Genomic DNA, 18,915 nt, shown 5'->3' with positions numbered 1-18,915 from the left:
GCGTCGCTTATCGCTGGGCGGGCGGGGCGTCAACTATGGCCGGGTCGTGCCGGACAGGCACAGGGAATTGGCATGTCACAGGAAAATACGTTTTCGCTGTTCAATCCGCTGCCGTTCTGGCTATGGGCGCTCGTGTTGGCCATTGTCGGGGTCGAGGCTGCGCTGCTGGCCACGGAGCTGGGCCTTGTCGCAGCGCGGGAAGCGATCGGCTGGCGGCTTGAGCTGGTTCAGCACTACGGCTTTTCCGGTAGCCTGTTCGAGTGGATGCTGGAGAACCGGCGTTTCCCGCCCGAGCATCTGCTGCGGCTGATCAGCTATCCGTTCATTCATGGCGACCCGGTGCACACGCTGTTTGTGGTGGTCTTCGTGCTGGCGCTGGGCCGCTTCGTCAGCGAAGGCATGAGCGGCCTTGCCATGATCGTGGTGTTTCTGGCGGCCTCGGCGACGGGGGCGGCGGCCTGGGGCTGGGCCTTTGGCAGCCCGAGCTGGCTGTTTGGCGGCTATCCCGGGGTGTTCGGCCTGGTGGGGGCATTCACCTATTTGCTGTGGATCGCGCTTGGGCGCAGCGGGGCGAACCGGGCGCGGGCGTTCCTGCTGATCGGGCTGTTGCTGCTGCTGCGGTTTCTGGTGGGGCTTTACCAGGGGATGGGCAGTGTCTGGCTGGCCGATCTGGCGGGGTTTGCCACAGGCTTCGGGCTGTCATTCGTGCTGGCCCCGGGGGGCTGGGCGCGGTTACTCGGCCTGCTCCGGCGGCGCTGAGCCGCGCGAGCGGCTGATGGCGGCGCGGATCTCGCTAATGCTGAAGGCGCCGATGGCCTGGCCAAGGCCGAAATAGACCGCACTTCCACCCAGGATCATCGCCAGCAGTGCGAGATACCGCTTGCCCGACTGTTCCAGCCAGGGCTGGAACAGCATATGCAACCCGTAAAGCGCCAGGCCCATGACCAGCGCGGCCGTCACAATCCGCCAGAAACGCGATTTCATCTGCGCGTCCAGCTGCGCCGCGCGGCCCATGCCGGCCGCCCCGCGCCACAGTTGCCAGACCATGACCCAGGCCGCCAAGGTGGTGGCCAGAGCCGCCGCGATGAAGCCGATGAAGGGCATCAGCCCGATGGCCACCGCCGCATTGACCAGCATCGACACCACCGCATAGCGAAACGGGCGGCGGGTATCGTGGCGTGCGTAATAGAGCGGTTGCAGCACCTTGTGCAGCACGAAGGCCGGCAGCCCCAACCCGTAGACGGCCAGCGCAAGGGCCGTGGCCTGGGTGTCAGTTTCGGTCCAGGCGCCGCGCCCGAACAGCACCGAGATGATTGGCGCGGCGATCACGATCAGCGCCACTGCCGAGGGCAATGTCAGAAACAGCGAGAACTCCAGCCCCCGGTTGAAGCTGTGTTGCCCCGCGCCCTCGTCGCCCGCGCGCAGGCGGCGTGACAGTTCGGGCAGCAGCACCACCCCCACGGCAATGCCCACCACCCCCAGCGGCAACTGGTAGAGCCTGTCGGCATAGGACAGCCAGGAAACGGCGTTTTCAGTAAAGCTGGCGACCTGCCGCCCGACGATCAGGTTGATCTGCACCACACCGCCGGCCAGCACCGCAGGGGCCGCAATGATGGCAAGGCGTTTGAGTTCCGGCGTCAGCCGGGGCCGACGAAACCGCATCTGGAAGCCCGCGCGCCGCACCGCGACCCACAACAGCACCAGTTGCGCCACCCCGGCCACCGGCACCGCGTAGGACAGGGCAAGCCCCATGGGCCAACCCGCGCGCTCGGCCAGCAGCATCGCCGCGACAAAGACCACGTTCAGCAGCACCGGCGCGGCGGCGGCGGCGGTGAAGCGCCCGACGGCGTTGAGCATCCCCGACAAGAGCGCCACCAGGGAGATGAAGAAGATATAGGGGAACGCCACGCGTCCGAAGAGCACCGCCATGTCGAAACGGTCGTCGTAAGCAAAGCCTGCCGCCATTCCCCAGACCAGGAGCGGCATGGCGATGATCGCCAGCGTGCAGAAGACCAGCAGCAGCGCCACCATTCCCCAGAAGGCATCCCGCGCGAAGCTTTCGGCATCTTCGCCCGCTTCGTGCTTCTTGGCGAAGATCGGGACAAAGGCGAAGTTGAATGCGCCCTCGGCAAAGAACCGGCGGAACATGTTGGGCAGCGAAAACGCGACGAAAAAGGCGTCCGTCACCGGCCCCGCGCCCAGATAAGCCGCCATCATCACATCGCGCACGAAGCCGAAGACGCGGCTGAGCAACGTCCACAGCCCCACCGTGAGGAAACCGGCCACAAGGCGGATCGGCTTCATTGCCCGTCCTGCCCGCTGCCGCGCCGGGTGCCGCGCGGCTTCCACGCCATGCCCATATACCCCTCGCCTGCGGCAAGTTCGACCAACATGCTTTCGATACGGCGTGCGCGCGTGTCCGGGCGCTTGGCGCCATCTATCCAGATCAGCCAATCATTGCGCTGATAGGGCGGGCGAGCATCATAGGCCGCGCGCAAGCCGCGTTCGTGCAACAGCGCCTCCACATCCTGCGGCATCGGGTGGCGCGGGCGGCGGGCCATCAGCGCGCGGCCCTTTCGGCGCCGGCCTTGATTGCCTCGCGCAGCTTGCGCTCCAGTGCTTCCTGCTTGGCGCGGCTGTGCAGCTTCAGCCCGAACATGTCCTTGACATAGAAGGTATCGACAACCTGCACCCCGTAGGTCGCGATCACGGCACTGGCGATATAGATGTTGTTGGCCGCAAGCGTGCGCGTCAGGTCGTAGAGCAACCCTGGCCGGTCGCGGGTGTCCACCTCGATGATCGTGTATATCTCGGACCCTTCATTGTCGAAACTGATGTTGGTGGGCACGCGGAAGGGGCGTTCGCGCCTGGGCACCTTGTCGCGATCTTGCAGCGCCTCACCGGCGACAACCTTGCCGGCAAAGGTGCGTTCGATCATGCTGCGCAAGCGCGGCAGGCGCGCGGCCTCGAAGGGGTGGCCCTCGTTGTCCTGCACCCAGAAAACCGCGGTGGCATAGCCATCCTTGGACGTATAGGTGCGCGCATCCACCACATTGGCGCCCACCAGCGCCAGCGCCCCCGCCACCCGCGAGAAGATGCCCGGGTGATCGGCCAGCACGAAACAGGCGCGCGTGGCGTCGCGGTCTTCGTCGGGGTGCAGGTCGATGCGGATTTCATCCGGGCCGATCCCGCGCAGCAGGTTGGCGAAGACCACATGCGTCTCGGTCGGTAGCCCCTGCCAGTAGGGGCCGTAGTGGCGCGCGGTCTCGGTGCGCAACTCGGCGCGGGTCCAGTCGGCCAGCGCCTTGCGCAGGGCGCGCTTGGCTTCGGCCTCCCGCTTTTCGCGGTTGAGGTCTTCAAGCCCGGTCTCCAGCGCATCTGCGGTGTCACGGTAAAGCTGCCGCAGCAGCATCGCCTTCCAGTTGTTCCATGTTCCGGGGCCGACGCCGCGAATGTCGCAGACCGTCAGCACCGTCAGCAGATCGAGCCGCTTGCGCGTCTTCACCGCCTTGGCAAAACCACGCACCGTGCGCGGATCGGAAATGTCGCGCTTTTGCGCCATGTCGGACATCAGCAGGTGATAGCGCACCAGCCATTCGACGGTTTCGGCCTCTTCGCCGCTTAGCCCGAAGCGCGGCGCAATGCGGCGGGCGATTTGCGCACCCAGCACCGAATGATCCTCGGGCAGGCCCTTGCCGATGTCGTGCAGCAGCAGCGCGACATACAGCACCTTGCGGTTCACGCCCTCTTGCAGGATGCGGCTGGCGATGGGCAGTTCCTCGACCAGTTCGCCCCGTTCGATCTGTGCGAGCGTGCTGATGCACTGGATGGTGTGCTCATCCACCGTGTAATGATGATAAACGTTGAACTGCATCATCGCGACGATGCGCTCGAACTCGGGGATGAAGGCGCCAAGCACGCCCAACTCATTCATTCGCCTGAGCGCGCGCTCGGGGTTGCCATGCTTCAGCATCAGGTCGAGAAAGATGCGGTTGGCCTCGGCGCTGTTGCGCAAATCACTGTCGAAACGGTGCAGGTTCGCCGCGATCAGCCGCATGGCATCGGGGTGGATCAGCAGCCCCGTGCGCAGCGCCTCTTCAAAGATGCGCAGCAGATTGAGCGGATCGTCCAGAAAAGACTCCGGGTCGGAAACCTGCAGCCGGCCATGCAGGATCTCGTAGCCCTGCCGCGTCTTGCGGCGGCGCTTGAACAGCCCCACCAGCATCGGCTCGCGTTTGACATGCGACGCCTCGAGCGCTGTCAGGAAGATCCGCGTCAGCTCCCCCACTACGGTGGCATGGCGGAAATAGGCCTGCATGAAATGCTCGACCGCGCGGCGGCCGCCGCCATCGACAAACCCCATGCGTTCGGCCACCTCGACCTGAAGGTCGAAGGTCAGCTGATCCATTTCCCGCCCGGTGATCATGTGCAGATGGCAGCGCACAGCCCAGAGGAAGGTTTCCGCCGCGCGGAAGCTTTCGTATTCCTCGGGGGTGAACATGCCCAGTTCGACCAGTTCGGCCGCGGCATCGACATGGTGGATATACTTGGCGATCCAGTAGAGCGTCTGCAGGTCACGCAACCCGCCCTTGCCCTCTTTCACGTTGGGCTCCAGCACATAGCGCTGTCCGCCCTGCCGCTTGTGGCGCTCGGCGCGTTCGGTCAGCTTGGCCTCGATGAAATCGCGCGCGGTTCCCTTGAACAGCTCTGCCCAGAGCCGCTGGTCCAGGTCATCCGACAACGGCCTGTGCCCCCAGAGATAACGATACTCCAGCAAGGCGGTGCGGATCGTCATGTCGGCGCGGCCAAGGCGTAGGCACTCTTCCACATTGCGCGAGGCATGGCCGACCTTCAGCTTGAGATCCCACAGGATATAAAGCGTCGATTCGATCACGCTCTCGGCCCAGCCGGTCACTTTCCACGGCATCAGGAACAGCAGATCGACATCGGAATGCGGCGCCATCTCGGCTCGGCCATAGCCGCCGACAGCCAGCACGGCGAGGCGCTCTCCCTCGGTCGGGTTGGGCGCGGGATGCAGGTGTTGCACCACCACGTCCAGCGCAGTCGTGACCAGCCTATCCATCAGAAAGCTCTGTGCCTGCACCAGCGCGCGCGCATCCAGCGGCGCGGCCTTGAACGCCGCTTCAAGCCGGTCGCCGCCGGCCCGGCGTGCAGCGGTCAGTTCGCGTACCGTGGCGGCACGAACCGCGCGGCTGTCGGGGGCCTCGGCAATGGCGGCCTCGATCCGTCTGCGCACTGCTTCCGCATCGAAGATCTCACGCTCGGGGCAGATCAGCCCCTCGGCCCAGGTATGGCGCGCACCCGGCGCGGAAGGCTCGGCCACGGCGGCGGATTCGGCAGCGGGTTCGGCGGCAGAGTCCACGGACATGACCGATCAGAAACCGGCACCGGCGAAGCTGCGCGGCGCGGGATCGATCACAACGAGGTCATTGTCCCGAATCTCGGCCACCGCGAGCGCGCGCTCGTTGGTGCCGTCGGGACGCAAGCGGAAGACGCCGCCCACACCGGCAAAACCGGAAGCCTGGGTCAGCCCCGAACGCGACAGCGCATCGGATTGCCCCGCGCTGATCAGGGCGCCGATCGCCGCGACACCGTCATAGGCGAGCCCCGCGATGGGATGCGGCGCCCTACCATGGGCAGCCTCGTAGCGGCGCTGGAACTGTTCGGTCAGACCGGGGTCGGGCAGCGCGAACCAGCCCCCCTGCAACCCGCCCAGAGACAAGGTCGAGCGCGGAATGTCCCAGCGCGTCAGGCCGATATACTGGTAACGGTCGGGGCCGGTGCGGTTTTCGGGCAGGAGTTGCGCAAGCAATGGCAGCGCCCCCGCCGAATCGGAAGTGAAGAACAGCGCATCGGCCGAGGTCGCACGCGCGGCCTCGGCAATGCCGGGCGTCGCATCGACAACCCCCTGCTGCGAGAAGTCGAAGCTCTGCGCCCCGGCGATCTGCCCACCGGCGCGCTGAACCGCCTGTTCGATCGCGCGGCGGCCGACGGCGCCGGCCTCGTTGCGCTCATGCACGATCAGCACCCGCCCCTTGCCTTCGCGAACAGCGTGCCCGGCGAGCCGCGCAGCGGTGTTCTCGAAAGTGGGGCCAAGCACGAAGACGTTGCCGCCCGCAACGGCCGTGTTGTTGGAAAAGCTCAGCACATTGACATTACGCGCGGCGACCGCCTGCCCCACCGCGCGCGCCGAGGACGAGAATACCGGGCCAAGGATGATCTGCGCGCCCTCCTCAACCGCCTGCGCGGCAACCCGCGCGGCCTGGTCGGCGCGGCCCTCGGTATTGTAGACTCGCAGGTCGATCTGTGCGCCGGCTAGGTCGGAAATGGCGAGGCGGGCGGCGTTCTCGAGGCTGGTCGCAATTGCCTGATCGCCCTGTTCGCCCGAGCCGCCCGGGACCAGCAAAGCCACCTGCACCGCACGAGAGGTGTCGATACGCGGGCCACCCCCGAATCCTTGCGGATCGCAGGCCGCAAGGCCCAGCACAGCCAGTAGCAACAGCAATCGGGCGGGCAGACGAAGGGAAAGCGGGTTGCGGATGGCGGGCAAAAGGGCAAACATGAAGGGCATCCTCGGCGTGTTCCTGATCGCAGCGCGACACTAAGCGTTGCGGGGGATGAAGTAAACTTGGCAGAAGGCAATCAGGACATGGCGGGCGAAATCCCACCGGTGGAGCCGGGCCTGCATCTTGTGGCAACCCCGATCGGGGCGGCGCGCGACATTACCCTGCGCGCGCTGGACGTTCTGGCGCGCGCCGATGTGCTGGCAGCGGAAGACACCCGTAACCTGCGGCACCTCATGGCGCTCCACGGCCTCGAGACGGCCGGGCGCGAGATCGTCGCCTATCACGACCATAACGGCCCGCGAATGCGCCCGCGCCTGCTGGAGGCGCTGGAGGCTGGAAAAAGCGTGGCCTACGCCTCGGATGCGGGAACGCCGCTGGTGGCCGACCCGGGCTATCAGCTTGCCCGCGAGGCCATCGGCGCCGGGCACCGGGTGATCGCCGCGCCGGGGCCCTCGGCGGCGCTGGCCGCGCTTACCGTGTCGGGGCTGCCCAGCGACAGGTTTCTCTTCGCCGGTTTCGCCCCCGCACAGGGCGCGGCACGCAAGAAGTTCCTGCATGAGATGGGCACAATCCCCGCAACCGTGATCCTTTTCGAATCCCCGAAACGCATTTGCCGCCTGTTAACCGAACTGTGCGAAGCATGGGGACAGGAACGGGAAGCGGCGCTATGCCGGGAACTGACCAAGCGGCATGAGGAAGTGCGCCGCGGCACGCTGGGTGCGCTGGCCCAGGGTTGCACCGAACACCCGCCACGGGGCGAGATCGTGCTTGTCATCGACCGCGCGCGGGAAACGGAAGCTACACGCGCGGCCGCGTCGACGGATATGGAGGATGCCTTGAGGGAACGATTGCAGACACGCTCGCTCAAACAGGCGGTGGCCGAGATCACCGCCGAAACCGGCCTGCCGCGGCGACAGGTCTATCAGGCGGCGCTCAGGCTGGAGCAAGGCACATGAGCGCGGCGGGCCGGGCAGCGCGGGGCGAAATGGGGTATCATGCCGGGCTGGCCGCCGAGGCGGCGGTCGCGGCGCATTATCTGCGCGCGGGCCTTTCGGTGGTGGCCGAACGCTGGCGCGGCCGGGGCGGCGAGATCGACCTGATCGCCCGTGACGGCGAAGGGCTGGTCTTCATCGAGGTCAAGAAAAGCCGCAGTTTCGCCCATGCGGCCGAACGTGTCACAGCGCGCCAGATCGGGCGGATTTTCGCGGCCGCCTCGGAGTATCTGGCCGGAGAGCCCGCCGGGCAAGCGACCGAGGTGCGCTTTGACGTGGCGCTGGTGAACGGCACGGGTGAAATAGAGGTTCTGGAAAACGCGCTCTGCGCCTGATGGCAACGCCAGCCTGCCACGGCGCCATTGCAACCGGCCCCGCACTGCGGCAATGAAGATTGCAGCAGAAAAGGGGATGCGCAGATGAGCCTCAAGGTCGCTTTCCAGATGGACCCGATCGAGTCGGTCGCTATCGACGCAGACAGCACTTTCCGGATCGCGGAGGAGGCTCAGGCACGCGGGCACCAGCTGTTCTACTATTCGCCCGACGCGCTGCGCTATCGTGAAGGCCGAGTAATCGCCCGGGGGCGACCGATCGAGGAGCTGCGCCGCCGACACGGCGACCATGTCAGCCTCGGCCCCGAAACGGAAATCGACCTTGCCGAATGCGATGTCGTCTGGCTGCGGCAGGACCCGCCGTTCGACATGCATTACATCACCGGCACCCATCTGCTGGACCTGATCCACCCCGGAACCCTCGTGGTGAACAACCCGTTCTGGGTGCGCAACTATCCCGAAAAACTGCTGGTACTGCGCTTTCCCGATCTCACGCCACCGACGCTGATCGCCCGCGACCTCGACGCGATCCGCGCCTTCAAGGACGTGCATGGCGACATCATCCTCAAGCCGCTTTACGGCAATGGTGGGGCGGGTGTCTTCCGGCTGGACCCTAACGACCGCAACCTCGCCGCGTTGCACGAGTTGTTCACCGGCTTCACGCGTGAGCCGCTGATCGCGCAGAAATTCCTGCCGGATGTCGCGCAAGGCGACAAGCGGGTGATCCTGGTGGATGGCGAACCGGTGGGCGCGATCAACCGCGTCCCGGCCGCGGGCGAGACGCGGTCGAACATGCATGTGGGCGGGCGCCCCGAGAAGATCGGCCTGACCGACCGCGACCGCGAGATATGCGCGCGCATCGGCCCGCTCTTGCGCGAGAAGGGGCAGATATTCGTCGGGATCGACGTGATCGGCGGCTATCTCACCGAAATCAACCTCACCTCGCCCACGGGCATCCAGGAACTCGAGCGTTTCGACCAGATCAACGTGGCGGGCCGCATATGGGAAGCGATCGAAGCCAGGCGCGCCGGTTGACAGGCCAGAGCCTGCGCGCACGGCTGCTGAGGCTTGTGCTGCGCTGGCTGATACGCCCGCAGCTTGCCCGCGAGAGCAGCCCACCCCGCGCGCGTCGACTGTTCCGGCTGGGCGCGCGGCTCCTCTTTCGCGATCCGCCGTTCACGGCCTATCTGCCCGCCCGTCTGTGCGCAGATGGTCAGGCGGTGCCCGCGCTCTGGGCGCGGGGCGCGGGCAGGCAAGGCGTGCTTCTCTACTTGCATGGCGGCGCCTATATCATGGGAAGCCCGCGCACCCATCGCGCACTTGCCGCAACGCTGGCCGGCCTCGCCGGGATGGACGCGCTGCTGCCCCGCTACCGGCTTGCGCCCGAGCACCCCTTTCCCGCAGCCTTCGAGGATGCGCGCACAGCCTATGCCGCGCTGCTTGCACGCGGCTATCCGCCCGAACGCATCGCCCTTGCCGGTGACAGCGCCGGCGGCGGCCTTGCCCTTGCGCTGCTGGCCGAGGTGCTGCGGAAGGGCTGGCCTGCCCCTGCGGCGCTGGTGGCGTTCTCGCCGCTGACCGACATGACGTTTTCGGGCGCCTCCTTTCACGAGAACGCCCGCCGCGATGCGATGCTCCCGCCCGCGCGTGCCAACGACATGCGCCGCTTCTACCTGGGCGAGGGCGGCGATTCGCGCGACCCGCGTGCCTCGCCGCTTTTTGCCGGGTGGCACCGGCCGCCGCCGGTTCTTCTGCAAGCCTCCGAGAGCGAGATTCTGCGCGACGACAGCCTGCGCATGGCCGCGCGGCTGCGCACCGCGGGCGGCAGGGTAGAATGCGAAATCTGCGGCGACCTGCCCCATGTCTGGCAAATATTCCAGGGCCGCCTGCCCGAGGCCGATGCCGCACTGGCGCGCGCAGGTGATTTCCTGCGCCGTGCGCTGCCCCCGGCCCGGGGAACGACACCCCCGCAAACTGTCTGAAAATTTGATCCGGCCTCGGGCCCGGCGCGTAAACATGGTATATCCGCCGCGAGAGGTTGCGGCGCTCTGAATACGCCGGAGGCTCGAAAAATGGCATTTGACGGACCCAGCGACAGGGAATTTTCGCGCAAGGCGATGAAGGCCGAACTGCTCGACGCCGAGACCGAGCGCGAACTGGCCTATGCCTGGCGCGACCGGCGCGACGAGGCCGCGCTGCACCGGCTTATCACCGCCTATATGCGCCTTGCCATTTCGATGGCAGCCAAGTTCCGCCGTTACGGCGCGCCGATGAACGAACTGATCCAGGAGGCCAGCCTCGGCCTCATGAAAGCCGCCGACAAGTTCGACCCCGACAGGGGCGTGCGGTTTTCGACCTATGCGGTCTGGTGGATCAAGGCCAGCGTTCAGGATTACGTCATGCGCAACTGGTCGATGGTGCGCACCGGCTCGACCAGCAGCCAGAAATCGCTGTTCTTCAACATGCGCCGCGTGCAGGCCAAGATCGAGCGCGAGGCGCTGGCGCGGGGCGAAACGCTCGACGGGCATCAGTTGCGCGAAATGATCGCCCATGAGGTGGGCGTGCCGCTGCATGATGTAGAGATGATGGAAGGCCGGCTTGCGGGAATCGATTACTCGCTCGATGCGACACAAAGCACCGACGAGGATGGCCGTGCCTGGATCGATCTGCTGGAAGACGATGCGCCGCAAGCTGCGCAAACAGTCGCCAGGGATCACGACAGCGCGCAGTTGCGCGACTGGCTGATCGACGCGATATGCACCCTGAACCCGCGCGAGCGCTTCATCCTGCGCGAGCGCAAGCTGCGGGAAGATCCGCGAACGCTGGAAAGCCTGGGGCAGGAGTTGAACCTTTCGAAGGAACGTGTGCGCCAGCTTGAGGCCGCAGCCTTCGTCAAGATGCGCAAAGCGCTCGAATCCCGCTCGCGCGAGGTGCAGCAATTGCTGGCGTGATACTCCGGCCGCCCGACGTTCTGGACGGGTTGCCGGATGCCCCGTCAATGGGTCCGGCGCCAATGGCAACGTGATTGCACCCCGACCCGGCCCCTGCGCTTCCTTCCGGCGAGAACTGTTGTGCGCGGCCCGGCCTGCGCCTAGAACGGTCGGGCAGGCGGCAAAAAGGGCGTTGGGATGCTGGGCGGCAGGCGGATACTACTTATCATCGGCGGCGGGATCGCCGCCTACAAGGCGCTCGAACTGATCCGGCGGCTGCGCGAGCGTGGCGCAGCCGTGGTGCCGGTGCTTACCCGTGCGGGGGCCGAGTTCGTCACACCCCTTTCCGTGTCGGCGCTGGCGGGCGAGAAGGTCTATCAACAACTCTTCGACCTGACAGCCGAGGCCGAGATGGGCCATATCCAGCTTTCGCGCGCGGCCGATCTGGTTGTGGTGGCCCCGGCCACGGCCGACCTGATGGCGAAGATGGCCGGCGGACATGCCGATGACTTGGCCTCGACACTGCTGATGGCGACCGACAAGCGTGTGCTGATCGCGCCGGCGATGAACGTGCGCATGTGGGAACATCCCGCGACCCAGCGCAACAGCGCCACCCTGCGCAGCGATGGGGTGCTGTTTGTCGGCCCCAACGCCGGCGACATGGCTTGCGGCGAACACGGCCCTGGCCGAATGGCCGAACCGGCCGAGATCATCACCGCGGTCGAGGCCGCGCTAGGCAGCGGGGCGGCACAGGGGCCGCTGGCCGGGCGGCATGTGATCGTGACCTCGGGGCCCACGCATGAACCCATCGACCCGGTGCGGTACATCGCCAACCGCTCGTCGGGGCGGCAGGGCGCGGCGATTGCGGCCAGCTTGCGTGATCTGGGCGCGCGAGTCACCTTCGTCACCGGCCCGGCCGAGATGCCGCCGCCCGAGGGCGTGGCCGTGGCCCATGTCCAGACCGCACGCGAGATGCTGGCCGCCGTCGAGACGGCGCTGCCCGCCGATGCGGTGATCTGCGCCGCCGCCGTGGCCGACTGGCACGTGACCAACGGTGCCGCGCAGAAGATGAAGAAAGACAGGGGCGGCCCGCCAGTTCTGAAGTTCGCCGAGAACCCCGATATTCTGGCACAGATCAGCCAGCCCGGCCCGCAGCGCCCCGCGCTGGTGGTGGGCTTTGCCGCCGAAACCGAGAATGTGGCGGAGAACGCCACCACCAAACGGGCGCGAAAGGGCTGCGACTGGATCGTGGCCAATGATGTATCCGCCGGAACGGGCATCATGGGCGGGGCTGAGAACGCCGTGACCCTGATCACCGACGCGGGCGCCGAGGCCTGGCCCCGCATGGTCAAGCCCGAGGTGGCCCGCCGCCTGGCCGAACGGATCGCGCAGGCGCTCGCATGAGGCCGGTACTGCGCCTTTCCCGCATCGACGGGTTCGACCCCGCCGTGCCGCTGCCCGGCTATGAAACCGAGGGCGCCGCCGGCGCCGACCTGCGCGCCAACCTGCCGGACACCCACCGCAACGGCGGCATCACGCTTTACCCTATGCAGCGCGCGCTGGTGTCCACGGGCCTGCGCGTCGAGATCCCGCCGGGGTTCGAGCTGCAGATCAGGCCGCGTTCGGGGTTGGCACTAAAGCACGGAATCACATTGCTGAACACGCCGGGCACGATCGACAGCGATTACCGCGGCCCGTTGGGTGTGATCGCGGTCAACCTCGGGGCCGATCCCTTCACCATTCGCCATGGCGATCGGATCGCGCAGATGGTTCTGGCGCCGGTGGTGCAGGCCCGCATGGAACTGACCGAAACACTTTCGGACACCGCCCGCGGCTCGGGCGGCTTCGGCTCGACCGGGAGGGGGTGATGGGGCTGGTGTTGTTCATGGCGGCGGTGCTGCTGGTCATCGGGCACCTGATGGGGGCACCTTGGCGGGCGCGGCTGACCATGCTGGCGGTGCTTTATGCCGGGGTGCTGCTGGTGCAGTTCACCCTGCCCGAGGGCGCCGGGCTGCGGCAGGCAACCGGAGGCTCGCCGCTGCCCTGGCTTGCGCTCGGGGTCGTGGGGCTGATGGTGGGGGGCTACGCGGCGGGGCTGGGGCACCTGCGCGCGCGGGCACAGGCCGCAGCCGAAACCCCAGGCAGAACCGCCGGCGGCACCTCGCCCGACAGTTTCAGCCCCGTCGAGCTTGAGCGCTACGCCCGCCACATCATGCTGCGCGAGGTCGGCGGCACCGGGCAGAAGCGCCTCAAGGCCGCGCGGGTGCTGGTGATCGGCGCGGGTGGCCTAGGCTCGCCCGTGCTGCTTTACCTGGCGGCGGCGGGCGTGGGTACTTTGGGAGTGATCGATGACGATGTGGTCGACAACTCCAACCTGCAGCGGCAGATCATCCATACCGATGCACGGATCGGGATGCCCAAGGTGTTCTCGGCACAAATCGCCATCGAGGCGCTGAACCCTTTCGTCACCGTGCGCCCCTACGAGCGCCGCCTCACCGAGGAGATCGCAGAAACCCTGTTTTCGGAATACGATCTGATTCTTGACGGAACGGACAATTTCGACACCCGCTATCTGTCCAACCGTGCCGCTGTCGCTGCGGGCAAGCCGCTGATCGCGGCCGCCATTACACAGTGGGAAGGTCAGATCAGCCTTTACGACCCGGCACGGGGCGGGCCTTGTTTTCAATGCGTCTTTCCCGAACGCCCCGCGCCCGAGCTGGTGCCAAGCTGCGCCGAGGCCGGTGTAATCGCCCCGCTGCCGGGTGTGCTGGGCACGATGATGGCCAATGAGGCGATCAAGCATATCACGGGCGCGGGCGAAGGGCTGCGCGGGCGCCTGATGATCCTTGATATGCTTTATGCCGATTCGCGGATAATTGCCGTCAAACCACGTAAAAGCTGCCCCATTTGCACGGGGGGCGATGCCGAAACCGGCACAAAGACCTGACTTTTCCACCGATGCGACTTGGCCGATATCCGGGTCTTGAAACATATTCGAATTGTGTTATGTGTTGTGCCAACGGATGCAGCAGAAGGAATGTAATCCATGGCCAATTCGCCCGTCGTCAAGACTTTTTTCGACCGCCCGACCGGCAGCCTGCAATATGTCTTTCATGACCCGGAGACCATGAAAGGCGCGATTGTCGACCCGGTGTGGAATTTCTACCCGGAGGCTGGTGCCGTCACCACCGAAGATGCCGACAAGATCCTTGCCTATGTAAAGGAGCAGGGCATCGAGATCGTCTGGGTGCTCGACACCCACCCCCATGCCGACCACTTCTCAGCCGCGCCCTACCTTGCCGAAAAGCTGGGCGGCGTGCCGCGCGGGATCGGTGAAAAGGTGCGCGACATCCAGAAACTCTGGAAAGACAAGTACAACCTGCCCGACGACTTTCCCACCGATGGCAGCCAGTGGGATCGGCTGTTTCACGAGGGTGACGAATTCGAGGTCGGCAACATCAAGGTCAAGGTGCTGTTCTCGCCCGGGCATACGCTTGGCTCGATCACCTATGTCGCGGGGGATGCGGCCTTCGTGCACGATACGTTGATGTATCCGGAATCGGGCACCTCGCGCGCCGATTTCCCCGGCGGCTCCTCGGAAGTGCTTTGGAACTCGATCCGCGAGATCCTCGACCTGCCGGGCAACACGCGGCTTTTTGTTGGCCACGACTATCCCGAAGAAGGCGAAGAGCCGAAATACGAGGCCACCGTGGCCGAGCATCGTGCCCGCAACAAGCACGTCAAGGATGGCATCACCAAGGAAGAGTTCATCCAGACGCGCGACGCGCGCGACGCCACGCTGAAGCTGCCCGCACGGATGCTGGCCGCGCTTCAGGTCAACATCCGCGGCGGTCGCCTGCCCGAGCCGGAAGGCGATGGTCATTCCTACCTCAAGCTGCCGATCGGCAAGTTCGAGCCGCGCTGAGCCGCCCGCGCGATCAAGACGAGACTCTGAAGGCCGCCCCGGATCTCCGGGGCGGCCTTTGGTTTGCGCGGCAGCCCGTTTCGGCCTGACGGAATGCATTCCCCCGCTTCGGGGCGCAGCCGCTTGCGTCGCCCCGCGCCGGGGGTCTACCTTTACCGGGAAAGCCGCTGAAACCCGGAAAGGTCCGCGCACGCCCGTGCCAAATGAACGATCCGCCCGCATCGAACTGCCTCTCGTGCTGATGCTCGTGCTCAAGCGCGGCGCACTCCTGGCTGCGGTCTGGCTGGTGCTTGCGGGCGCGGGGGGCGATGCGTTGCTTGTCGGTCTGCTGGTGGTGCCGGTTGCCACATGGATAAGCCTGCGGCTGCTGCCGGCGTCCGGGGGGGTGCGACTTTACCGGATGCTTTTGTTTTTACCGGGCTTTTTGTGGCGGTCGTTGCTGGGTGGCGTCGACGTCGCCTGGCGTGTCTTTCATCCCGCACTGCCCATTCGCCCCGGCTGGATCAAGGAGCCGGTCAACCTGTCGGATGGCGGCAAGGTCGCGCTGGGCGCCGAACTGTCGCTGATGCCCGGCACCCTGGTCGCCGGCAGCGATGGCCCGATGCTGCTGGTGCATGTGCTCGATACGCGCCAACACACGGCCGATGCGGTGCATGTGGAAGAGGCCCGTATCGCCACGTTGCTGGCGGCTGCGCCCGGCGAGCCGCGATCATGAGCGGGTGGCTGACCGCATGGCTGACCTTTGCGGCGGCGATCGCGCTGCTGGCGCTGGCGGGCGCGCTCTGGCGCGTCTGGCACGGGCCAGCACCGGCTGACCGGATGATGGCCGCGCAGCTTGTCGGCACCGGCGGCGTGGCGGTGGTGCTGCTGCTGGCTGCTGCAAACGATTGGGGGATGGTCGATGTGGCGCTGGTGCTGGCGCTGCTTGCCGCTTTTGCCGCCGTAGCGTTTGTGAAGGCCGAAAGCAGCGGCGGGCGCGGCGACCCGGAAGAGGAGAGCGCCGATGACTGAGCCGCTCACCGCCATGCTGGTCGGGCTGGGGCTGGTGTTCTTCCTGGCGGGCACGCTGGGGCTGATCCGGCTGCCTGACACCTTCAGCCGCTTGCACGCGTTGACCAAGGCCGACAATCTGGGATTGGGATTCATCGTCCTGGGGCTGGCGCTGCAAGCCGATGACTGGAACGTGCTGGGCAAGCTGGTGTTGATCTGGGCCTTTGCTCTGATCGCTGCCGGCACCAGCGCACAACTGGTCGCACGCAGCGCGCTGCGGCGCAAATCCACACCATCCGAACGGCAGGCGCCATGACCGCTGTTGCCCTGGCCGACATCGCCTTTGACCTGATCCTTTGCGCACTTTTGCTGAGTGCGGCGCTGGCCGCTCTCAGCCGCCAGCCGCTGTTCGGGGCGGTGATCTTCTTCATCGTCTATGGCGTGTTCGCCGCGATCGCCTGGCTGCGCCTCGGCGCAACCGATGTCGCGCTGGCAGAGGCCGCCATTGGCGCGGGGCTGACCGGGGTCTTGCTGCTTGGGGCGATGGCAAGGCTTGATGCCGCAGCGCATACCGAGCCGGGCTTTGGGCTGGCCGAAGCATTGACCGCAATCGCCGCCGTTGGCGTGACGCTGGGGCTGGGCTGGGCCTTTCTGGCGCTGCCCGAGCCGGGCGGGCTGCAACAGGCCGTGGCGGCAAACCTCGCGCAATCGGGCAGCGAGAACCCTGTTACCGCAGTTCTGCTGAACTTTCGCGCCTGGGATACACTGCTGGAAAGCATCGTTCTGCTGGCGGCGCTGATCGGGGTCTGGGCGCTGGCCGATGATGCGGCCTGGGGTGGCCGGCCGGGGCTGCGCCACCACACAAGGCCCGGCGGGGTGCTGGCCAGCTTTGGCCGGGTGCTGCCGCCGATGGGCCTTCTGGTCGGGGTCTATCTGGTCTGGGCCGGGGCCAGCCAGCCGGGCGGCGCCTTTCAGGGCGGCACAGTGCTGGCCGCCGTCTGGCTGCTGGTGGCGATGGCCGGGGTGGTGCGCGCGCCGCATGTCAGCGCGACCTGGCTGCGGGCGGCGCTGGTTGCGGGGCCTGTGGTGTTCCTGGCGGTGGGGCTGGCCGGTGTGGCAGCGGGGGCTTTCCTGACCTTGCCGCCCGATCACGCCAAGGCGCTGATCGTCACCATCGAGGTCACGCTGACGCTGTCCATCGCGATCACCCTGGCCGCGCTGGTGCTCGGCCCGCCCGAAAACGCGGAGCAGGCCCCATGATCGCACCGGCAACGATATACGGGCTGTGCGGCGCGGCGCTGGTGGGGCTGGGGCTTTATGGGTTCGTCACAAGGCGCGGACTTTTGCGCAGGGTGCTTGCGTTCAATGTGATCGGCTCGGGCGTGTTCTTGTATTTCGGCGCGGCGGCGGCGCGCGGGGCGCGCGACGGCATCGCCACCGACCCGGTCCCGCAGGCCATGATCATCACCGGGATCGTGGTCGCCCTGTCGGCCACGGCGCTGGCCGTGGCGCTGGTGGTGGCCCATGCCAAGGCCGGCGGCGGCCACGACCGGCTTCCCGAGGATGAGCCTCGGGAAACCCCCGCTGGCAAGGATGGCCCCGCATGACCGCCACGGCTGCGATGACACCCCCGGCGCTGGTGTCGCTGGCGCTGGCACTTGTCGTGGCGCTGCCGCTGCTCGGGGCACTGCTGGCGGTGGTGGCCGGGCGGCGCGGTGGTGCGGTCGCGCTGGCCACGCTGGGCGCTACCGGGGCCGCGCTGGCGGTGGTGGTGTTCTCCGTCGCGCGAGACGGTGCGCCGGTGCTCATGGCGCTGGGCGGCTGGGCGCCGCCGCTGGGGATCGTGCTGCGCGCCGACGGGCTTGCGGGCGCTTTCCTGTGCATGAGCTGGCTGGTCTTGGGCGGCGTCATGCTGCAGGGGCTGCACCGTTTCGGCCCCAGCAGCGACCCGCCCGCCGAGACCCGCGCGGGCTTTGCCTTCTGGCCGCTGGTGCTGCTGCTGTGGGGCGCGCTCAACGCGATCTTCCTGTCGCGCGACCTGTTCAACCTCTATGTAGGGCTGGAACTACTGAGCCTTGCCGCCATCGCCCTTGTCGCGATCGAGCGCAAGCCCGAGACCATCGCCGCCGCGTTGCGCTACATGGTGTTCGCGCTGATGGGCTCGCTGCTTTACCTGCTCGGGGCCGCGCTGCTGTATGCCGCGCATGGCACGCTCGACACGGTGCTGCTGGCCGCGCGCACGCCCGCAGGCCTGCCCGACCACATGGCGGCGGCGCTGATCACCGCGGGGCTGGCGGTCAAGACCGCGCTTTTTCCCTTTCATGCCTGGCTGCCGCCTGCCCATGCCGGGGCGCCCGCGCCGGCCTCGGCGCTCTTGTCGGGGCTGGTGCCCAAGGCCTCTTTCTTCATCCTCGTGCAGGTCTGGTTCGGGGCGTTGCCCGACATGACAGACCCGGCCATGCCGCTGGTGCTGGCCAGCCTGGGCGCGGTGGCGGTGTTCTATGGTGGCATCATGGCGCTGCGGCAGGAGCGCCTGAAGCAGATCATCGCGTATTCAACCGTGGCGCAGCTTGGGTATCTGTTCCTGATTTTTCCGCTGGCCGGGGGCGACTCGGCCGCGCAGCCCTGGGCCGCGGGGGCATGGACGGGGGCGATGTTCCATGCGCTCAGCCACGCGCTGGCCAAGGCGTCGATGTTTCTATGCGCGGGCCTGTGGATAACTGCCGCCGGGCATGACCGGCTCAACGGGCTGCGCGGCATGGCCAAGGCCACGCCGATTGCCGCCTTCGCCTTCGGTCTTTCGGCGATCGTGCTGATGGGCCTTCCTCCCTCGGGCGCATTCACGGCCAAGTACCTGATGCTGACGGCGGCCTTTGCCTCGGGGCAGGTCATCTGGGCCGCGGTGCTGGTGCTGGGCGGGCTGCTGGCCGCCATTTATCTCTATCGCCCGCTGGTGCTGACCTTCGCCCGCGACATGCCCGAGGGGCTGACGGCGATCACGCGGGCGGCGCAACTGGTGCCTCTGGTCCTGGCTGCGGCAGCCATCCTGCTGGGCCTGGCCTCGGCCGCGCCGTTCGAGTTTCTCCAGATCGGCCGACCAGAGGCCGCGGCGGAGGGGCTGGAATGACCGCGGCGCTTCCGGTTTTGATCCTGTTTTCG

Annotated in this window: 20 protein-coding genes; 16 read left to right on the top strand and 4 right to left on the bottom strand. The window is 67.0% G+C overall.

The window, feature by feature from the left end:
* The first annotated feature begins 72 nt into the window (after positions 1–72).
* Positions 73–759, top strand: coding sequence for a rhomboid family intramembrane serine protease (locus DQ229_RS08480; protein WP_114965832.1), 687 nt, complete (start codon positions 73–75; stop codon positions 757–759).
* On the opposite strand, the gene murJ is transcribed toward DQ229_RS08480, so the two are convergent.
* From murJ to DQ229_RS08460, 4 genes are read right to left on the bottom strand one after another with little or no spacing between them, the layout of a single operon-like run.
* Complete coding sequence (murJ, locus tag DQ229_RS08475) at positions 733–2,304, bottom strand: murein biosynthesis integral membrane protein MurJ (protein ID WP_114965831.1); 1,572 nt, start codon at positions 2,302–2,304, stop codon at positions 733–735. The genes DQ229_RS08480 and murJ overlap by 27 nt on opposite strands.
* Positions 2,301–2,561 (bottom strand): YdeI/OmpD-associated family protein, encoded by a 261-nt coding sequence (locus DQ229_RS08470; protein WP_114965830.1) that lies wholly within the window; start codon positions 2,559–2,561, stop codon positions 2,301–2,303. The genes murJ and DQ229_RS08470 overlap by 4 nt, the downstream gene beginning before the upstream one ends.
* Positions 2,561–5,389, bottom strand: a complete 2,829-nt coding sequence (locus DQ229_RS08465) for a [protein-PII] uridylyltransferase (RefSeq protein WP_114965829.1) — start codon at positions 5,387–5,389, stop codon at positions 2,561–2,563. Before DQ229_RS08465 ends, DQ229_RS08470 begins: the two co-directional genes overlap by 1 nt.
* 6 nt (positions 5,390–5,395) lie before the next feature.
* On the bottom strand, positions 5,396–6,583 hold the full coding sequence (locus DQ229_RS08460) for a penicillin-binding protein activator (RefSeq protein WP_114965861.1): 1,188 nt from the start codon (positions 6,581–6,583) through the stop codon (positions 5,396–5,398).
* Positions 6,584–6,670: 87 nt separating this feature from the next.
* Between DQ229_RS08460 and rsmI the strand changes: the two genes are divergently transcribed.
* The 15 genes from rsmI (at position 6,671) to DQ229_RS08385 (ending at position 18,883) form a co-directional block, all read left to right on the top strand.
* Positions 6,671–7,543 carry a 16S rRNA (cytidine(1402)-2'-O)-methyltransferase gene (gene rsmI, locus DQ229_RS08455; protein WP_114965860.1) on the top strand — a complete coding sequence of 291 codons (873 nt, stop codon included), beginning with the start codon at positions 6,671–6,673 and terminating at the stop codon, positions 7,541–7,543.
* Positions 7,540–7,914, top strand: coding sequence for a YraN family protein (locus tag DQ229_RS08450; protein ID WP_114965828.1), 375 nt, complete (start codon positions 7,540–7,542; stop codon positions 7,912–7,914). Before rsmI ends, DQ229_RS08450 begins: the two co-directional genes overlap by 4 nt.
* An 84-nt stretch (positions 7,915–7,998) precedes the next feature.
* Entirely contained in the window at positions 7,999–8,946 is a 948-nt protein-coding gene (gshB, locus tag DQ229_RS08445) for a glutathione synthase (RefSeq protein WP_114965827.1), read from the top strand.
* On the top strand, positions 8,943–9,893 hold the full coding sequence (locus tag DQ229_RS08440) for an alpha/beta hydrolase (protein WP_238381006.1): 951 nt from the start codon (positions 8,943–8,945) through the stop codon (positions 9,891–9,893). Before gshB ends, DQ229_RS08440 begins: the two co-directional genes overlap by 4 nt.
* A 90-nt stretch (positions 9,894–9,983) precedes the next feature.
* Complete coding sequence (locus DQ229_RS08435) at positions 9,984–10,862, top strand: RNA polymerase factor sigma-32 (protein WP_114965825.1); 879 nt, start codon at positions 9,984–9,986, stop codon at positions 10,860–10,862.
* A 177-nt stretch (positions 10,863–11,039) separates the two neighbouring features.
* The gene (gene coaBC, locus DQ229_RS08430; protein WP_114965824.1) at positions 11,040–12,245 is read left to right on the top strand and encodes a bifunctional phosphopantothenoylcysteine decarboxylase/phosphopantothenate--cysteine ligase CoaBC; all 1,206 of its coding nucleotides are present in this window, start codon (positions 11,040–11,042) and stop codon (positions 12,243–12,245) included.
* Positions 12,242–12,709 (top strand): dUTP diphosphatase, encoded by a 468-nt coding sequence (gene dut, locus DQ229_RS08425; protein ID WP_114965823.1) that lies wholly within the window; start codon positions 12,242–12,244, stop codon positions 12,707–12,709. Before coaBC ends, dut begins: the two co-directional genes overlap by 4 nt.
* Positions 12,709–13,788: a HesA/MoeB/ThiF family protein gene (locus DQ229_RS08420; protein WP_114965822.1), complete on the top strand. Its 1,080-nt coding sequence runs from the start codon at positions 12,709–12,711 to the stop codon at positions 13,786–13,788. Before dut ends, DQ229_RS08420 begins: the two co-directional genes overlap by 1 nt.
* Positions 13,789–13,887: 99 nt before the next feature.
* Positions 13,888–14,766: an MBL fold metallo-hydrolase gene (locus DQ229_RS08415; RefSeq protein WP_114965821.1), complete on the top strand. Its 879-nt coding sequence runs from the start codon at positions 13,888–13,890 to the stop codon at positions 14,764–14,766.
* A 196-nt stretch (positions 14,767–14,962) separates the two neighbouring features.
* Positions 14,963–15,481 carry a Na+/H+ antiporter subunit E gene (locus DQ229_RS08410; protein ID WP_162300801.1) on the top strand — a complete coding sequence of 173 codons (519 nt, stop codon included), beginning with the start codon at positions 14,963–14,965 and terminating at the stop codon, positions 15,479–15,481.
* Complete coding sequence (locus tag DQ229_RS08405) at positions 15,478–15,777, top strand: MrpF/PhaF family protein (protein ID WP_114965819.1); 300 nt, start codon at positions 15,478–15,480, stop codon at positions 15,775–15,777. The genes DQ229_RS08410 and DQ229_RS08405 overlap by 4 nt, the downstream gene beginning before the upstream one ends.
* Positions 15,770–16,072, top strand: coding sequence for a monovalent cation/H(+) antiporter subunit G (gene mnhG / locus DQ229_RS08400; RefSeq protein WP_114965818.1), 303 nt, complete (start codon positions 15,770–15,772; stop codon positions 16,070–16,072). The genes DQ229_RS08405 and mnhG overlap by 8 nt, the downstream gene beginning before the upstream one ends.
* Positions 16,069–17,016, top strand: a complete 948-nt coding sequence (locus tag DQ229_RS08395) for a hydrogenase subunit MbhD domain-containing protein (protein ID WP_114965817.1) — start codon at positions 16,069–16,071, stop codon at positions 17,014–17,016. Before mnhG ends, DQ229_RS08395 begins: the two co-directional genes overlap by 4 nt.
* The gene (locus DQ229_RS08390) at positions 17,013–17,363 is read left to right on the top strand and encodes an NADH-quinone oxidoreductase subunit K (RefSeq protein ID WP_114965816.1); all 351 of its coding nucleotides are present in this window, start codon (positions 17,013–17,015) and stop codon (positions 17,361–17,363) included. The genes DQ229_RS08395 and DQ229_RS08390 overlap by 4 nt, the downstream gene beginning before the upstream one ends.
* Positions 17,360–18,883, top strand: coding sequence for a complex I subunit 5 family protein (locus tag DQ229_RS08385; RefSeq protein WP_114965815.1), 1,524 nt, complete (start codon positions 17,360–17,362; stop codon positions 18,881–18,883). Before DQ229_RS08390 ends, DQ229_RS08385 begins: the two co-directional genes overlap by 4 nt.
* Positions 18,884–18,915: the final 32 nt, after the last annotated feature.

The organism is Alkalilacustris brevis (assembly GCF_003350345.1).
Taxonomy (GTDB): Bacteria; Pseudomonadota; Alphaproteobacteria; order Rhodobacterales; family Rhodobacteraceae; genus Alkalilacustris; species Alkalilacustris brevis.
Note: the sequence above shows the minus strand (reverse complement) of the source record. Positions and strands in the feature narration are given on the sequence as shown.

What these genes read in the sequence shown, in the direction of transcription:
- DQ229_RS08450 (WP_114965828.1), top strand. Translation starts at nt 7,540, where the DNA reads ATGAGCGCGGCGGGCCGGGCAGCGCGGGGCGAAATGGGGTATCATGCC.
- DQ229_RS08470 (WP_114965830.1), bottom strand. Translation starts at nt 2,561, where the DNA reads ATGGCCCGCCGCCCGCGCCACCCGATGCCGCAGGATGTGGAGGCGCTG.
- mnhG (WP_114965818.1), top strand. Translation starts at nt 15,770, where the DNA reads ATGACTGAGCCGCTCACCGCCATGCTGGTCGGGCTGGGGCTGGTGTTC.
- DQ229_RS08395 (WP_114965817.1), top strand. Translation starts at nt 16,069, where the DNA reads ATGACCGCTGTTGCCCTGGCCGACATCGCCTTTGACCTGATCCTTTGC.
- gshB (WP_114965827.1), top strand. Translation starts at nt 7,999, where the DNA reads ATGAGCCTCAAGGTCGCTTTCCAGATGGACCCGATCGAGTCGGTCGCT.
- DQ229_RS08435 (WP_114965825.1), top strand. Translation starts at nt 9,984, where the DNA reads ATGGCATTTGACGGACCCAGCGACAGGGAATTTTCGCGCAAGGCGATG.
- DQ229_RS08460 (WP_114965861.1), bottom strand. Translation starts at nt 6,583, where the DNA reads ATGTTTGCCCTTTTGCCCGCCATCCGCAACCCGCTTTCCCTTCGTCTG.
- DQ229_RS08420 (WP_114965822.1), top strand. Translation starts at nt 12,709, where the DNA reads ATGGGGCTGGTGTTGTTCATGGCGGCGGTGCTGCTGGTCATCGGGCAC.
- dut (WP_114965823.1), top strand. Translation starts at nt 12,242, where the DNA reads ATGAGGCCGGTACTGCGCCTTTCCCGCATCGACGGGTTCGACCCCGCC.
- rsmI (WP_114965860.1), top strand. Translation starts at nt 6,671, where the DNA reads ATGGCGGGCGAAATCCCACCGGTGGAGCCGGGCCTGCATCTTGTGGCA.
- DQ229_RS08385 (WP_114965815.1), top strand. Translation starts at nt 17,360, where the DNA reads ATGACCGCCACGGCTGCGATGACACCCCCGGCGCTGGTGTCGCTGGCG.
- murJ (WP_114965831.1), bottom strand. Translation starts at nt 2,304, where the DNA reads ATGAAGCCGATCCGCCTTGTGGCCGGTTTCCTCACGGTGGGGCTGTGG.
- DQ229_RS08415 (WP_114965821.1), top strand. Translation starts at nt 13,888, where the DNA reads ATGGCCAATTCGCCCGTCGTCAAGACTTTTTTCGACCGCCCGACCGGC.
- coaBC (WP_114965824.1), top strand. Translation starts at nt 11,040, where the DNA reads ATGCTGGGCGGCAGGCGGATACTACTTATCATCGGCGGCGGGATCGCC.
- DQ229_RS08480 (WP_114965832.1), top strand. Translation starts at nt 73, where the DNA reads ATGTCACAGGAAAATACGTTTTCGCTGTTCAATCCGCTGCCGTTCTGG.
- DQ229_RS08465 (WP_114965829.1), bottom strand. Translation starts at nt 5,389, where the DNA reads ATGTCCGTGGACTCTGCCGCCGAACCCGCTGCCGAATCCGCCGCCGTG.
- DQ229_RS08405 (WP_114965819.1), top strand. Translation starts at nt 15,478, where the DNA reads ATGAGCGGGTGGCTGACCGCATGGCTGACCTTTGCGGCGGCGATCGCG.
- DQ229_RS08390 (WP_114965816.1), top strand. Translation starts at nt 17,013, where the DNA reads ATGATCGCACCGGCAACGATATACGGGCTGTGCGGCGCGGCGCTGGTG.